The following is a 15950-nucleotide window of genomic DNA, read 5'->3' on the forward strand; positions in this document are numbered from 1 at the left end:
TAAAGGGGGTTTTACGTAATGAAAGCAGTCGGTATTGTTGTTGAATACAATCCATTTCATAATGGACATGCTTATCACTTAGAACAGGCAAAAAAAGTAGCGCAAGCAGATATAGCAATTGCTGTTATGAGCGGTACATTTTTGCAGCGCGGTGAACCTGCCATGGTAGATAAATGGACACGCACAAAAATGGCGCTCGCTAGCGGAGTTGATATTGTAATTGAGCTACCGTATGTCTATAGTACCGCACCCGCAACAGATTTCGCAAAGGGGGCGATTTCATTGTTATCGGCAATTCGCTGTGATGCTTTTGCCTTTGGTAGCGAAGATGGCTCCATAGAACCCTTTATGAATACGTACCAGTTAATTTCGAAGCACCGCACCGAATATGACGCACTTATTAAAGAAAGCGTTAAAACGGGTGTTAGCTACCCTAAAAGCCTGCATTATGCCTATGAACAGCTTTCTCAAAAATTCCCTGCTACATACATTGATTTAGCACAACCAAATAATATACTAGGATTCCATTATATCGAAGCGGCAATAACGCTAGGAAGTGCAATTAAGCCTTTAACTATTCCACGTATAGCCGCAGGATATCACGATGCTATGCAGGAGGGGGCATCGATTGCAAGTGCCACTGGTATTCGTAAAGCACTCGCTACGAAAGGAACATTACAAAGCGTTCATGATGTACTCCCCCAATCTTCCTTTAATTATTTAGAGGATTGGTATGTTCAATATAAAAATTTTGCTAGCTGGGAGGCTTTTTGGCCGTTTTTACAGTTTACCCTTATTCGGCATACAGCAAGCGAGTTAACGCGCTATGCGGAAGTAACAGAGGGTATAGAGCACGCACTACTAAAAGCCGCGAAAACGAGTAGCTCCTTTAGAAGCTTTATGGAGAAAATAAAATCTAAACGCTATACTTGGACACGTCTACAACGCATGCTAACACATATTTATACAGGCTTTACAAAGGAGCAACTTAAAAGCTTCCAATCCCCTTCTACAATCCGCTTACTCGGCATGAGTGCGCAAGGGCAAGCATACTTAGGCATGCATAAAAAGGACTTTACATTACCATTAATAAGCCGTGTTGCCTCTACAAATGATGCCATGCTCGCTGTAGATATACACGCTGCAGAAGTATACAACTTTAGTATAGAACAAGGGGCGCAGCAGTTCACATTGCCAAAAGATTATCAAACGCCACCGATTCGATTTTAATGGTTGAATATTGCAGTTAATTGCCGTTGCGAGCGGACGCTTTAAGCTACAGTCTTAAAAGGCTGGAACATAACTTTAAAATTACGTCAGAGCAACGCGTTAGCGGGCTTACTGCGCAGAGCGGAAAGCAACCGCCGTAGCGGACATGCAGCACAGCAAAAAGTGTTAGATTGATGACCATCAATCTAACACTTTTTCTCTTTTGTCGACCACAAATAGACATTTTTATTTAGGTTCTAGTTGTTTTAAATAAGCAATTGCATCATCGACCGTTTTCACAGGTACAATTTTCATTTTTGTACCGATATCTTTAGCCGTTTTGACTGCCGTCGCATAATTCGATTCTAATTCAGGATACTTTGCTTTCATTTCAGTTGAGATTTCATCATCAGGTGCAAAAAAGATTTCCATACCATCTCGATCAGCTGCAATGATTTTGTAATCAATACCACCAATTCGCCCAACTGATCCATCTATGAGCATTTCACCTGTTCCAGCTACTGCATAGCCTTTCGTTAAATCCTCTTCCAATAATTGATTTAAAATTTCAAGTGTAAACATAAGCCCCGCTGACGGACCACCAATATCTTCTGTGTGCATTGTGACACTTGGATTCGTTTCAATCGATTTACTTTCTGCATAGGTAATTCCTAACCCAGCTCGCTTTTCCTCAGATTGAGGAATTTCCTTCAGAGTAACCGTTTCTTCTTGTTCCTTTTGATTACGTAATAATTGAATGGTCACTTTATCACCAATTTGTTTTGTTGATAACAAATCAACAAGCATTTGTTGGTTCGTAATTTCTGTACCATCCACTTTCGTAATTTCATCACCCGCTTTTAAGAAACCATCGGATGCGCCACCATCTAAGACATTTAATACAAATACGCCATTAAAGTGTATTTTCGTCTCTAGCCCAGCTCTTTGAAAGGCCACATATTTTGCATTGAATTGAGAGTCTGACATTAACTTTAACTGTCGGATATTATATTCCTCGTCATCCTCTAATGGATTTCTCACTTGTTGAATATCCATTATTTTTTCATATTTTTGCGTTTTCGCCCATAAATACGAAAACGGTGTGGCTTGTTGCATAGCAACTGTCATTAAACTCATTGACCCCGCTTCATCCGTATGATCATTAGCGACACTAACAAATTTACTAACATCGTATGCACTGCCAGGCTTCATAATATATGCGTCTAGTCGGTATAGCATTAAAAAACAAAGCGCGACTAAAAACACTACATATAAACCAATTTTTTTCTTCATGAATGGACACCTCCTAAGACGCATGCAAAAACCAGTAGTTCATGTTTTTGCCTTTTTCACATATATTAATTTTAGCATTTGCCTATGTGAATGACAAAAAGTTGAAACGAGATGATAACATGTTTGCGACAATTCAAATAGCGCTCTGCATACTTCTTATCCTATTACTCTTGTTATTCCCACAAACTGCTCATACTGGTACCGATTTAGGATTAAATCTATTTATGGAGGCGTTATTTCCGTATTTACTACCTTATCTTATTTTAACGCAATGGTTACTTCGTTTAACCGCTCCTATGCGCGCTAAAACAAAAAGAGTTTCTTTATACGTACAAGCCTACTTGATAAGCGCACTCGGTGGATATCCAACTGGAGCTACAACAATTGTGTATCTTAAAAACAGTGGACAATTACATCCTAAGGAGGCCAATTTTTTACTAGCGGTTTGTCATGCACCAAGCCCTCTTTTTGTATTAGGTTTTGTTAGCCTTGATTTATTACACAGTAATACGTTTGGTTGGCTGTTTTTATGTTTACTACATAGTTTTAATATTTGTTGCTTAGTAGTTGGTTACTTTTTATTTCGTAAAACCGACACACCTACTATTTCTATACACAATACAACCTTATATTCATCCCCATTTTCAGAGAGCATAAAAGAAACAGCACCAACCATCTTGTTAGTTGGAACGACCATCATTTTTTTCACTACGATTCAAACAATATTACAGCAAAGTTTAGATAAAATGTTGCCTAATCTTCCACAACCAGTCGAGCATGCTATCGCCGCTGTATTAGAAGTAACAAATGGATTAAAAATGACTGTCACAGAATTCGGAGATTACCAATACTTATCATTGCTAGTAGTCATTATGCTGACAATGCAAAGCATTAGTATCCATTTACAAATTTTTGTCATCGCAAAATCTGCCAAGCTTTCGGTCAGACCTTACATTAAATTTCGCCTTCTTAGCATAATCATTGTGCCTACTATTTATGCTCTTTTTTTCTTAAAATAAAAAAACGCATTTCTAAGTGCCTGGCACTCACACAATTTTGAATTTTCATGGCACTGCCAATAAAGTAAACCTAGTAAAAATCCACGGAGACTCCTGCGAGAACGCACGCAATGTAAGACCCACAAGCCGTGCGACAGCGAGGGTTGCGGCTTACAACGTGCCCGCGGAAAGCACAGTGGATTTTTACGCTTTTAAAAGTAAATTTAATGCTAGATAGCTTTGGAAAGTGCCAGGCACTCACACAATTTTTATTTATTTAAAATAAAAAAGACTATAGACAGCACTCGATTTTTTCAAGTTTGTCTATAGTCTTCTAAGAGGTTGTCTTAATTAATACATCCTCTATTTTTTATTTAGCAAAACCGTATTTTTCTTTTAAAGCTTGTTCCACGCAAACTGGAACAAGTTCATGAACATTGCCTCCATACTTTGCTACTTCTTTCACAATGCTAGAGCTTAAGAACGAATATTGATTTTTTGTCATGATGAAAAATGTTTCAATCGTCTCATCAAGAAAGCGGTTCATTGAAGTAATTTGCATTTCGTATTCGAAATCCGAAACTGCTCGTAGGCCGCGAACAATCGCCTTTGCGTTCTTTTCTTTAGCATAATCAATAAGGAGACCTGAAGAACTTTCAATTCGTACATTCGGCAATTCCTTTGTAACTTCAGCCATTAATGCCATACGCTCTTCTACAGAAAATAATGGGTGCTTTGATGAATTGTTTAAAACCGCAACATAAACAATATCAAAAACATCAGCTGCACGCTTAATTATATCTAGGTGACCAAATGTAACAGGATCAAAACTTCCAGGAACAACAGCAATTTTCTCCAACTTACTCTCCCTCTTCCCCAGCACAACGATAGACCGAAATAATCGTTCCGCCATATGTTTCTTGTCTCTGTAATAGAAAAGCACCAAAACTAGGTGGTAATTCTACTTCTTTTGCATGTTCACATAAAATAATACCATTGTGTTGTACTTTATCATGGTCCACAAGCACCTGTACTAAATCATAGTATTCTTTATGGTGATAGGGCGGATCTAAAAATACAAGATTAAACGTAATATCACGCTTTAATAGCGCTTTCACAGCACGCTTTGCATCAATGCGAAAAAGCTCTGAACAATTTTCATACCGACACTTCTTTATATTTTCCTGTAATACCTGATAGGCTTTAGCGTCTTTTTCAATAAAGATAGCATGTTCTGCACCTCTGCTGAGCGACTCAATTCCTAATCCACCGCTTCCTGCAAACAAATCAAGTGCAGTTCCGCCATCAAAAAATGGACCTATCATATTAAATATGGATTCTTTTACTTTGTCTGTTGTAGGTCTTGTTGTACTCCCTGCAACTGCCTTAAGGGGCATTCCTTTACGTTCTCCTGCTACTACTCTCATAGATGTATTTCACCGTACTTTCTGTTACAAATAGAAAGCATTTTTGCAGCGAAAGAACTCCTCCGCTGCAAAAAATTATTCTTGTTCTTGTGTTAAAACTTGAATTCGACCATCACTTTTTTGTAGTTCTACTAAAAATAGTCGTTGTAGCCAAGCTTCTTCTACATAATAATGATCAACAATTTTAATAATTGGATCAGAAATTGTGGAATATCTACGTTGATTGAACACGTAGAATCCAGATTCTTTCGGGAAGCGGAATGTTCGATTGTCACTATTTACGTAATAACCGTTCTTCCCTTCTCCTGCTGTATATCCTAGGTAAGGAAGTAATGTATCGGCACTGTATAATACTTGACCTTCATATAAAATAACATGAACATCTTTTTTATGAATGCCATCTACATAAATACTACGCTCGTCTTCCATTAATAACGGATACGTACCATTTTCTAGTGTTGCATTTAATTGGAAATAAGAAGTTTTCCCATTTAACACTGTTGAAAGTAGCTTATCCATTGTCACTGGAGAGATTGGTTCTTGTCCAAGGTTATCCATAGCTTCCTGCCATGCTAACTGTTGGCTTGCTGTCATGTAGTCTTTTAATGTTTGCACAATTTCTTTTGTCTTCTCTGAGCCTATCGTATCCTTCACTAAATAGGATGCCACAACTTCAGCCAACCATGCCGGTGAATTTTCAAAAGTATATTGTGAATGAATTTGCGAAAGAATCACTTCCTGCTCAACCGCTTGTGCTGTTAGCGTTGGTAAAAATAATAATCGTTCGTCATGTTGGGCAACAGGGTTTTTCTCCTGAACAATCGCTATATGCTCATCATTTAAGAACTTTAAATTTTCGAGTGATTTTAAGAAATCTTTTGAAATTGCCTGCTGTGCATAAATTGTTAAGACAGGAGTTTGCTCTTGCGCCTTTAAATCACCAGCTTGCCAATATAAATCACTCGCCGTGCCATTGCCGCTAAACATCGTATAGTTAACAAGCGATAATTGTTGCTGACCTACTAAAGGTAAACCTGTTATCCATTGTCCGACAGTTTTACTATCTGTTGAAATATGTATGACAGAATACGATACCTCTCCATTCGTTAAAGTGGCAAAGACATTTTGAAGCAGCATTTTATCTTTTAAGCCACCCTCGATTGGGATTATGTATGAAACGGATTGTGATTTAGTTTCGCCTTTTTCAAAATAGGAAACTTCCTCTGATAAACGATTACAACTATTTTCGTTATCGATAAAACACGTTGGGTTTGTTGCATCCTCTGGCCATTTTATTTTTACCTTTTGATTTGGCAAGTTTTTAAAATGGTGACGAATATCTAGACTATTTTCACGATAGACAATCTCAATTTCCTGTGAATAATGGAATGCACCATTTCCTGTCTCTAAATCAGAAGAATAGGCCTGATATTGGAAAAACAACACACCAGATACGACTAATACTAAAATTGAAAAAAAACTGACTGCAAATTTCATGTGCTTGACCTCCCGCAGCATGATACTATGTGTATTGGAAAGGATGTGCAATATTAAATGCCACAACAATTTATAGAATTAGGAGAAGGCTATGGCGATGTTTATGAACTACTTGAAATTATTAAAACGAATCAAGGTCGCTTTCACCAAGCCTTTATACTAACATCTACAAAAGAAGATAAAAAGGTAGCTTCTTTAGCTATCGCTTTAAAACCAGTCGGAGAAAGTAAATTCATGCCGATTTATATTTGTCGCGAAGGCATTCCATTCCATGAAGAAAAGCCTTCCAAGCGTCAAATTATGTTCGAAGAAAGTATTGAACAACTAGGTCGAAAAGCGGTTGTTGTAGAAATAAAGCACTCTTCTATATTTTCGGAGCCAAAACTATTTTATCAATACTTAATTGGAATAATGAGACTTCATCACTATATTCCAGCATTAAACTAATGTTATAGCCCCGCTTTATAGTCGTATTCCTTCGCTTTATCTGGCTTTGCATTTTCGAACTCAGTTTTAACGAAGGGACGATAAGATTCTACAACGTCTTTCACAAATGGAAGGCGTTGTAATTTTATTGACATCATTTCAATGTCCTCTCGATTGCAATATAATACTACGTACTTTTGCTTACGAGAAATGTAATGAACATGACCATATTTTCGAAGTGATTTCGCATGTTTTAATTGATGGACGTAAACGATTAGCCCTTGTCGTTCGTTCATATAGTTTCCCCTCATTTCTTACATAAAAGCATACCATAGACCGGAAAATGATAGCAACAGAGTTTAGCTGACAGAACGCTCATTTTTCCGTTATAATGGTAAAGCATAGCGCGTTTATCGACAGATTTACTTTCTCTCATGCTAGATAAAAGTGCTTTAGCTTGAACATTGCAAGTGAATTCGCCAGCACCTTTTATATTAATTTGATTGTTAAGGAGGACGAATATGGGTAAGAAAACGAAGATAGCTATTGCAATAGCAGCAGCCAGTGCAGCTGCTTGGGCAGGTAGTAAAGCTATTTCCAAACCTCAACAGCGTGAAGGGAAACAAGCATTACAATTTGATCGCCCGATCATTCTCGCACATCGTGGCGGAGCACATTTAGAACCTGAGCATACAATGCTTGCTTTTGAAAAATCTGCACAGTTAGGTGTAGACGGCTTTGAAATAGACATTCGCTTAACAAAAGACGAAGAAATTATCGTTTACCATGATGCTACCGTAGAACGTACTACTGATGGTTATGGGTCAGTATCAGAAATGACATTAGCAGAAATAAACGCATTGAATCATGGCTATCAATTTGAAGATTTAGCAGGTGAATTTCCTTATCGGGACAAAAAAGTTGACGTTGTTACACTACGTGAATTACTAGAAAGCTATCCAAATATGTTAATCAATATTGATATTAAAGATGCACCAGATACGTATGAAGGTAGTTTAATGCCTTCTAAACTATGGCGATTAATAGAAGAACTTAATGCAGAGGATCATGTCGTTGTCACTAGCTTTTATGGTGAACAAATTGACCGTTTTAATTTATATGCACAAAATCAAGTTGCGCTTGGAGCTGGTGAATCAGATGTACGCAAAGCATTTGCTTCATTCTCAAGTCAATTCGGACATTTATATCATCCAAAAGTAGACGTATTTCAAATTCCTCCAAAATCAGGTGTCGTATCGCTCGATTCACCGAAATTTATTCAGTTTTTAAATAACTTGAATATCCCTGTCCATTATTGGACAATCAACGATTCTGTTACGATGAATAAATTAATTAATAACGGCGCAAAAGGTATTATTACCGATCGACCTGATGTTGCAGTTGAATTACTACAAGAACATGATTGAAGACATAAAGGTAAGAGCAACTATTGTAAATGCTCTTACCTTTATCTTTTATAAAACGCCATTAAGATAATTGAGCTAAAATTGCATCAGTTACCTCCCGTAATGTGGCAGTTCCCCCTAAATCTCCGGTTTTTATACCTTGCGCCAATGTAGCCTCCATTGCATTTAGCACCGTTGAACCTAGCTCTTGATAGCCTAAAAAATCAAGCATCATTTTGCCTGTCCATATTTGCCCAAGCGGATTAGCAATTCCTTTTCCAGCAATATCTGGCGCGGAGCCATGAACTGGTTCAAACATAGAAGGATATTCGCGTTCAATATTTAAGTTAGCTGCTGGAGCAATACCGATACTTCCCATAATAGCTCCACCTAAATCTGTTAAAATATCTCCAAATAAATTGGAAGCAACGATTACATCAAAGTTTTCTGGTTTCATCACTAGGAAAGCTGCTAACGCATCAATATGGTTAGTCGCTTGTCCAATTGCTTTATAGTCTTTACCAACTTCTTCAAATACCTCATCCCAAAATGGCATGCTGTAAGTTAAACCATTCGATTTTGTTGCACTAGTAACATGCTGACGACGGGTTTTAGCCATATCAAAGGCATATCGCATCGCACGTTCGGTCGCTTTTCTAGTAAAGATTGCATTTTGAATGGCAATTTCATCCTGTCCGCTATGAATACGACCACCACTCTCTGAATACTCCCCTTCTGAGTTTTCACGTACAACAACAAAGTCAAAGCCATTCGGATTACGTAATGGTGATGCTAAGCCTTGTAGTAGCTTCGCTGGACGTACATTAATAGACTGCTTCATTTCACGACGAATTTTAATTAATAACCCCCACAAGGAAATGTGATCGGGTACTAGATCAGGCATTCCTACTGCCCCTAAAAAGATTTGATCATAGCCCTTTAATAGTTCGATGCCGTTATCAGGCATCATTTTACCTGTTTCTAAATAATAATCACAGCCCCATGGAAATGTTGTCCATTCAAATGTAAAGCTTCCATCTAATTGTGCAACCTTGTCTAAAACTTCTATCGCTGCTGGTACTACTTCTTTTCCAATACCATCTCCTGGAATAACAGCAATTCGATATGTATTCATTTCATTGCCCCCTTTTCCCAACTTTACTTACATATTTACTATATAATTTTTATTGCAAAAAAAATAGAAGCAGTGTTTTTTGACATGCTTCTACCTGTAGAGAATATGACACGATGATTTCCGTTCCAGGCGCTCCCTTTCCGTAGGCACGGCCTCAACTAATTTTTTCGGCAATGCCGCAAAAATGGATTTTCAGCTACAGGAGTGTCGCACCTTCCACTCCAATCAACTAGTAGCATCTACATATAAAATAATTTGCTCCTAGGTTATGAATTTTCACAAAAAAAGACACAACACCTCGAGAGGTATTGAGTCTTTACATGAAGCAGTGTCGTTTTGACACTATTTCTATTATGCAGAACAGGAGCAAGAGCCACCTGAGCCACAACCGCTTCCACATGAAGAATTGGATGCGAAAAATGGATTACTTACTGGTACTTTTACTGCTTCTGATACAGTTTTACCTATAAGTAAGCTTATCTCATCTAGTAAATCTTGAAAATCATTTTCAGCTAACTTTAATGCTGAAATTTTTTCATTTAAATCGAGTGAGCGCTTTTGCTGACGAATCGATTTCATAATTGTATGATAATCCGGATGATATTTTCCGAAACGTTGTACATCTTCGTATTGCTCCTTCATGCGACCAAATGCATAAATAGCTTCAACTAGCTCACTATCGCTATATACAGCATTATACGCTACCCTTAGCGCATTCGCAGGCTCGGAGGAAAGAATCATTTCGCAAAGCGCATCGGCCTCATCCAAAATGATTGCCCATTCAGAGGTTATCATCATTTTAATTCCCCCAATCTAATACCCATCATAACAGATTTTGTGGTAATTTTACATTATTGATATTTCTAAAAGAAGGAGTTTTAAAATTGGCAACATCAACTAAAGGACAAATTGAAGAATTACTCGCTACTATTTTACAACATAGTACAGCGGAGGATGAGGAAGTTTTACTACACTTGCTAAATGGTATTCACGGTAAACAACAAGGCATACATCGCCGTTATATCAATGCCGCTTTACATATGGTGGGTAACTTCGAGCCAGACAGTAGTGAGGTACGGATACCTATTACGCCCGTTATTCACAATACCATTAAAGTGCCGCATGGAGGGATTATTGCAACAATTGCTGATGCCGCAATGGGCGGACTCGCATCGCGTTCTGTTCCAGCAGGCTTTAATGTTGTAACAACAAATATTAACGTCTCCTATATAGCAACCACGACCAATAAAGAATTAGTTGCACGAGGACGTTTTGTTCATAAGGGACGTCAAACACTTGTAATGGAATGTGACATTGAGGATGAAACTGGTCGTAAACTGGCCATTGCCACCGCTTCGTTCTTTGTTATTCAGCGTCGTTAGTCATAACAGAGGAAAAATAATCTTTAATACATTGTTGATCGGAAAAAGGGAATTTTTGATTTTTTATTTGTTGTGTTTGTTCATGCCCTTTTCCGGCAACAAGCACAATATCTCCTTTTTGCGCTTTTGCCAATGCCTGATGAATCGCAACTTTACGGTCTAAAAAAATTTCATAATATTGCTGCTCTGAGAAACCAGCAATAATACTTTCATTAATTAATATAGGATCCTCATCACGAGGGTTATCAGTCGTTAAGAAAATAACATCTGCATACTTGCTTGCCACAGCACCCATGGCAAAACGTTTTGCCTTATCTCTATTGCCACCGCAGCTAAACACTAGGTAGATGGTCTTCTTACTATCAAAAGTTTGTAACACTGCCTGCAATGCCTCTGCCGTATGTGCATAATCTACATACACATCAATACCAAGTAGGTTTTCTATTCGCTCCAGTCTACCTTCTGGTAATTTAAGTCCCCACATATGCTCCGCTAGTTCATCAATAGTGAAACCTAAACGCCACACAGCCATTAATGCAGCTACTGCATTTTGCACATGATACTTACCAACAAAAGGAATGGCAATAATGTGCTCACTCGTTGTCGTTTGCAAACATAGTACGGTTTTTCCAATAGTTTCACTCACGATTTGTATATGTAAATCATTGTGATTGTCAAAGCCGAATGAGCATGATTTTTTCTTGTCGTAAATACCAACGGAGCGGCAAAAATTATCGTCTCCATTTAACACAATTTTTTTTGATAAATCCGCTAATCTCTTTTTAGCACGTTTATACGCTTCTAGTCCCCCATGGTCTTCCAAATGATCCTCTGATAAATTTAAAAATACCCCACAATCAATATCGCAATGATCAAGTCTATGCTGTTGCAGTCCCATTGAGGAAGCTTCTAAAACAACATGTGTAACACCTTGACGAACACATTGTTTTAAAATAGGATGCAGCTCTTTTGCTTGTAATGTTGTTAACTGCTCATATTCTGTTTGTTGTTTTTGCCCATTAACGAAGAAGCCTACTGTTCCAATAACTGCTACATTTTTATGTAAAGCTTTTAGTAATTGGCTTACAAAATGACTTACCGTTGTTTTTCCATTCGTTCCCGTTATGGCAATAACCGATAATGCTTCAGCCGGAAAAGCAGCTAGTTTTGCACTTGCATAAGATAAAAACAAAGCGGTATTCGGTACCCAAACGAAAGGAATATTCTGATCGCTGAATGGTATTGCAATACTTTCCTCGGATACTACAGCGGCAGCTCCTCTTGCCAGTGCTTCTTTTACAAAGCGACTGCCAGATGTCTTTTTTCCTTTTCGGACAATGAAAATATCTCCAGGTTTCACCGATTGTGCATAATCCTCTACACCAGTAATTATTGTACGAATGGATCCACCAGTTACACTACATGGCCAATCTTTCAATAGCTCAGCTAATTGCAATGTCTCATTCCTCCTTTCAGTTCTCTATCATATGACGGCTTTTGTAACGGTGTGACGAAAAATGTAGGAGCCTCCAAATGCCATTTAAGTAGGCTATTGTAAACGTGGAAAGTTGCAAGCCATTCACCAATACGAAAAATATTAGCCATTTGATTTTGCCTGTTTTAGACAAAAAAAGATTGTCTTGAATTAATCAAGACAATCTTTTGAGACTGAATAAATTATAGAGTTACCTAAAATAATATAGGGTTCTTAATCGTAAAAATCCTACTCGCAAAGTTCAGAATTGTTTGAGTGCCTGGCACTTATTGAATTGCTTCTTCTGTATCCTCAACAGATTCCTCACTATCATCCTTTTGCTTCGATGGCTCCACGAAAATTTGAGTATAGTAATTTAAAAAGACACCTGATCCTACAGCAGAAAATTTATCGTTTAAAATTACTTTGCGATGTTCAGGTGAATTGAGCCAGCCGTGCATTGCCTCAATCGCATCAAAGTATGCTGTCGCGAGGTTTTCATTCGCATCACTATAGGCAATTTCATGTGTGTCTAAACGTTTCTTTAAATCGCCATTTGTTGGTGATTCATGACCTGAAAAATTTTGCACTTTCATATCTTCACTGTGCAATTTTGCTACTTCTTCTAGTTTTGCATCAAGTTCCAATGGAGCTAAATCATGATGAACGCGCGTGACATTAATTAAATCATCAAGCTGTGCAGTACTTGCTTCATTAATATCTTGTTGTAAAAACGAGGATGGCGGCGTCGGACTAACAAGCTCACCTTGATAAATCATTTCATAAGGCTGATGTAGTACGAGCGTCTCACTATCCGTAAAGCGAACACCTTGTAGTGCACTCGTTTCTCTATCAATATAAAGCTGTGCAAATAGTCCATCAAATTTTATTAGTAGCCTAGTCTGCATATCTTCCTCACTCATAGAGAAAATGAAAATATTTTCCCCCACATTGGCAGCTACTTCATAATCTATAATCGTCATTCGGTAAATATCGTCCCGCTTCTGACCTATTTTAAAAGGTGTAGCATCTAGCTTATCACCCGCTATGTATACTTGTGTCACTACATCATTTTGCACGCCCAGCATAAAAAATGTTGACACACTTGTTTTATAAACCCACCATTCATAACCAAATGATGAAGGCTCTTTCCTTGCCGGTTCACCATATTGTTCTAAGACAACTTGAATTCCTTGGCCAATTAATGTCGACATACCACTTTGCGGACGTGTCATCGCTCCAACTTCTGGTTGCTCCAGCTCTGTTTTCGGAATAATATTTGAATTGGCATTTGGACCTTCAAGTGGCTCATTTTCTTTAGGCGTATTAAAGAACATAAAGCCGATAAACGCAATCGTTGCACAGGCAATTAAAATGCGAAATAAAGCTTTCATAAACGACTCCTTTCTTCCCCATTATTGTAAGTTATTATATCAATTGTAAACGTGTTGACACAATGTTGTCATTGCAACAATGTCGAATATGCTCTATTATAAAAATGAGCGTATACTATGTACGAAAAGCTAAAGGAGGATTATTAGATGTATTTTGAGAATACTAACCTTGAGAATTTAACAGCTGACCAAGAACTGATTGAAAACATTATGAAAAATAATGGTTTAGAATGTGATGGTGCTTGGGATTACGAACGCATGACTTTTGACCGTCGTTTCGATACTCGTGAAGGCCGTTACTACCTACGCGTATTCGCATATGCGCAATCTGGTGATGTTGGGGCACATGATGCTGTCTTAACATTAATGAAACCAGCTCTTGGTAAATACTACTATCCACATGGTGTTGAGTATGGTGACGATGAAGTTTTCCCAGCTCATCTTGTAAAAAAATGTGATGAAATCTTAAAAAAAGTAAGATTAGACTTAGAAGCATTCGTAGTTGAGTCTCCTTCTAACAAAAAAGCGTTGGAAACTGTTAACGCGTAATTAGCGCTTTAGCAACAACGTAAAGCCAATGTCTTTGCATATTAATGACCAAAACGATGGTATTAATGCAACAACAAATTCATGTTTACAGAATTTATATGTATAATTATCAAGAAAAGACTGGTGGTCCAGTCTTTTTTATTTTGAGTAAAAAAATTATTTTTCCTCATACTAACGGTATCTTTCAAATGATGTAGGTGAGATACTTGATACAATTTTTTAAAAGACCCTTTTTTCGTCATCCTATAATTGTCATCGCCATAGGATTAATTATACTATGGTTTTTATCCTTATCTTTTCCTATCCTTCTTGCCTATGTAACCGCACTATTATTAGAGCCTCTTATTATTCGAATGAGCAAACGTTTTCGAAAAAAGCGTAAAATCATTGTCTCCATTTTTTTAGTTTTCTTTTTTTGCATAACATTACTACTATGTATTCTCTTAGGTTATATAAGCTGGAAACAGTTTTCGTCATTTATTATTCATATTCCAGATTATCTCAACCAATTATCAGCACTATGGATTCAAATTCAATCTAAGCTAGCTAATTATACGTATCATTTGCCACTTGATCTTGTGACACAAATTCAATTAATAATTGAACGAGGGTTATCCTCCATTGAAAAATTTGCACTTTCTTTAACAAATATTAATGATTGGTCGTCGTTACTTTCCCATTTACCATCACTTTTGTTTGATATTTTCGTTTATTGGATTGTGTTATACATGCTTCTTTTAGATTTACCATCGATTAACAAGAGACTAATGGCACCTATCCCTTTTCATTACCATCAAAAAATACTTTTTATCGGAGAACGTGTTAAAGTTGCATTATTTGGCTTTATTAAAGCTCAATTACTTGTTGGAATTTGTATATTTGCCGTAGCCTTAATATCATTTTTTTTATTAAAAACGCCTTTTCCGTTTATATTAGCACTTCTAATTGTACTATTAGATGTTATTCCCTTTTTAGACTCATTTATTTTACTGTTACCGTGGGCAATTTACAAAGCATTTACTGGTGATTATGTCTTTGCTATTGCTTTAGTTGTGCTGACAGTCGTACTTTTCTTAATACGTCGTATGATTGAGCCTAAAATTATTGGTGATAAAATTGGTCTTTCTTCGCTCTCCACTTTTATCGCGATGTTTATCGGCTTTAAAGTATTTGGTTTTCTCGGTATTTTAATCGGCCCATTACTCGTTGTCGTTGCTCTTTCTTTATTTAATCAGTCTTCTATAAAAAATCTCCCACCTTCTCAAGAGTAAGGAGGGAGATTTTTGTGTTAAAATCCTAAAATTGCTTTAATAACAGATGTTGTTTCACCTGGCTCAAATAGTATATACAATAACATGTACACCATAACACCTGTTACTGCTACAAAGAACCAGATAATACTAGTGATTGGTCCAATTCGCTTATGAAGCTTAATGTTTGTTTTTAAACCTGAAATAATACTAACTAGTCCAAATACGGCTCCAGCTGTTGCTAATGTAATGTGGAATATTAAAAAGAATGTATAGTAAGGTTTTAAATCCTCACCGCCACCAAAAGCTGTATTACCAATAAAGACCGTACGTGAAGCGTAGATGATAAAGAAGCAAAGTGCAGCAACACCAGCAGCTAACATAACCTTTTTATGTGCTTCTACTTTTCCCTTTATAATTAAGCCCCAACCAATTGCTACAAGTACAGCACTTATTACAATAAATGATGTACTAATAGTAGGCAAAATTTGCAATTCCATTCACAAAACT

Annotated in this window: 17 protein-coding genes; 7 read left to right on the forward strand and 10 right to left on the reverse strand. The window is 37.2% G+C overall.

The genetic code is table 11. From position 1 onward, the window contains the following. The first annotated feature begins 18 nt into the window (after window positions 1-18). Window positions 19-1230 carry a nucleotidyltransferase gene (locus ACIP9G_RS15445; protein ID WP_401020504.1) on the forward strand — a complete coding sequence of 404 codons (1212 nt, stop codon included), beginning with the start codon at window positions 19-21 and terminating at the stop codon, window positions 1228-1230. A gap of 225 nt (window positions 1231-1455) precedes the next feature. On the opposite strand, the gene ACIP9G_RS15450 is transcribed toward ACIP9G_RS15445, so the two are convergent. Next, window positions 1456-2502, reverse strand: coding sequence for a SepM family pheromone-processing serine protease (locus ACIP9G_RS15450; protein ID WP_340826005.1), 1047 nt, complete (start codon window positions 2500-2502; stop codon window positions 1456-1458). A gap of 41 nt (window positions 2503-2543) precedes the next feature. Here ACIP9G_RS15450 and ACIP9G_RS15455 point away from each other — a divergent pair, with 41 nt between their 5' ends. Beyond that, entirely contained in the window at window positions 2544-3521 is a 978-nt protein-coding gene (locus ACIP9G_RS15455; RefSeq protein WP_340826007.1) for a hypothetical protein, read from the forward strand. A 349-nt stretch (window positions 3522-3870) separates the two neighbouring features. Here ACIP9G_RS15455 and coaD read toward each other — a convergent pair whose 3' ends face one another. From coaD to ACIP9G_RS15470, 3 genes are all read right to left on the reverse strand, one after another. Further along, a complete protein-coding gene (coaD, locus tag ACIP9G_RS15460; protein ID WP_340826008.1) occupies window positions 3871-4359 on the reverse strand; it encodes a pantetheine-phosphate adenylyltransferase in 489 nt (162 codons plus the stop codon). 1 nt (window position 4360) lies between these two features. Continuing rightward, window positions 4361-4927, reverse strand: a complete 567-nt coding sequence (gene rsmD, locus ACIP9G_RS15465; RefSeq protein ID WP_340826009.1) for a 16S rRNA (guanine(966)-N(2))-methyltransferase RsmD — start codon at window positions 4925-4927, stop codon at window positions 4361-4363. Between the two features lie 75 nt (window positions 4928-5002). After that, a complete protein-coding gene (locus ACIP9G_RS15470) occupies window positions 5003-6424 on the reverse strand; it encodes an RNA polymerase II (protein WP_340826011.1) in 1422 nt (473 codons plus the stop codon). Between the two features lie 57 nt (window positions 6425-6481). On the opposite strand from ACIP9G_RS15470, the gene ACIP9G_RS15475 reads away from it, so the two are divergent. Then, window positions 6482-6871 carry a DUF7147 family protein gene (locus tag ACIP9G_RS15475; protein WP_401020508.1) on the forward strand — a complete coding sequence of 130 codons (390 nt, stop codon included), beginning with the start codon at window positions 6482-6484 and terminating at the stop codon, window positions 6869-6871. Window positions 6872-6873: 2 nt separating this feature from the next. On the opposite strand, the gene ACIP9G_RS15480 is transcribed toward ACIP9G_RS15475, so the two are convergent. Beyond that, window positions 6874-7146, reverse strand: coding sequence for a YlbG family protein (locus ACIP9G_RS15480; protein WP_340826014.1), 273 nt, complete (start codon window positions 7144-7146; stop codon window positions 6874-6876). Between the two features lie 225 nt (window positions 7147-7371). On the opposite strand from ACIP9G_RS15480, the gene ACIP9G_RS15485 reads away from it, so the two are divergent. Then, window positions 7372-8277 carry a glycerophosphodiester phosphodiesterase family protein gene (locus tag ACIP9G_RS15485; RefSeq protein ID WP_401020511.1) on the forward strand — a complete coding sequence of 302 codons (906 nt, stop codon included), beginning with the start codon at window positions 7372-7374 and terminating at the stop codon, window positions 8275-8277. A gap of 61 nt (window positions 8278-8338) precedes the next feature. Here the strand turns inward: ACIP9G_RS15485 and ACIP9G_RS15490 are convergent, their stop codons facing one another. Together ACIP9G_RS15490 and ACIP9G_RS15495 are read right to left on the reverse strand one after the other, a co-directional pair. Next, window positions 8339-9391, reverse strand: coding sequence for a tartrate dehydrogenase (locus ACIP9G_RS15490; protein WP_401020513.1), 1053 nt, complete (start codon window positions 9389-9391; stop codon window positions 8339-8341). Window positions 9392-9742: 351 nt separating this feature from the next. Next, window positions 9743-10189, reverse strand: coding sequence for a YlbF/YmcA family competence regulator (locus ACIP9G_RS15495; RefSeq protein ID WP_340826018.1), 447 nt, complete (start codon window positions 10187-10189; stop codon window positions 9743-9745). A gap of 86 nt (window positions 10190-10275) precedes the next feature. Here ACIP9G_RS15495 and ACIP9G_RS15500 point away from each other — a divergent pair, with 86 nt between their 5' ends. Beyond that, window positions 10276-10773, forward strand: coding sequence for a PaaI family thioesterase (locus ACIP9G_RS15500; protein WP_340826019.1), 498 nt, complete (start codon window positions 10276-10278; stop codon window positions 10771-10773). Here ACIP9G_RS15500 and ACIP9G_RS15505 read toward each other — a convergent pair. Together ACIP9G_RS15505 and ACIP9G_RS15510 are read right to left on the reverse strand one after the other, a co-directional pair. After that, window positions 10757-12229 carry a UDP-N-acetylmuramoyl-L-alanyl-D-glutamate--2,6-diaminopimelate ligase gene (locus ACIP9G_RS15505; RefSeq protein WP_401020516.1) on the reverse strand — a complete coding sequence of 491 codons (1473 nt, stop codon included), beginning with the start codon at window positions 12227-12229 and terminating at the stop codon, window positions 10757-10759. The two genes, ACIP9G_RS15500 and ACIP9G_RS15505, sit on opposite strands and share 17 nt — an antisense overlap. 305 nt (window positions 12230-12534) lie before the next feature. Further along, complete coding sequence (locus tag ACIP9G_RS15510) at window positions 12535-13641, reverse strand: CAP domain-containing protein (RefSeq protein WP_401020518.1); 1107 nt, start codon at window positions 13639-13641, stop codon at window positions 12535-12537. 147 nt (window positions 13642-13788) lie between these two features. Between ACIP9G_RS15510 and ACIP9G_RS15515 the strand changes: the two genes are divergently transcribed. Next, window positions 13789-14190 carry a YugN family protein gene (locus ACIP9G_RS15515; RefSeq protein ID WP_173477879.1) on the forward strand — a complete coding sequence of 134 codons (402 nt, stop codon included), beginning with the start codon at window positions 13789-13791 and terminating at the stop codon, window positions 14188-14190. 197 nt (window positions 14191-14387) lie between these two features. Next, window positions 14388-15461 (forward strand): sporulation integral membrane protein YtvI, encoded by a 1074-nt coding sequence (gene ytvI / locus ACIP9G_RS15520; RefSeq protein ID WP_401020521.1) that lies wholly within the window; start codon window positions 14388-14390, stop codon window positions 15459-15461. A gap of 17 nt (window positions 15462-15478) precedes the next feature. Here ytvI and ACIP9G_RS15525 read toward each other — a convergent pair whose 3' ends face one another. Next, window positions 15479-15940, reverse strand: coding sequence for a DUF420 domain-containing protein (locus ACIP9G_RS15525; protein WP_340826024.1), 462 nt, complete (start codon window positions 15938-15940; stop codon window positions 15479-15481). Window positions 15941-15950: the final 10 nt, after the last annotated feature.

It is taken from the genome of Lysinibacillus sp. NPDC093197 (assembly GCF_044754025.1).
Taxonomy (GTDB): Bacteria; Bacillota; Bacilli; order Bacillales_A; family Planococcaceae; genus Lysinibacillus.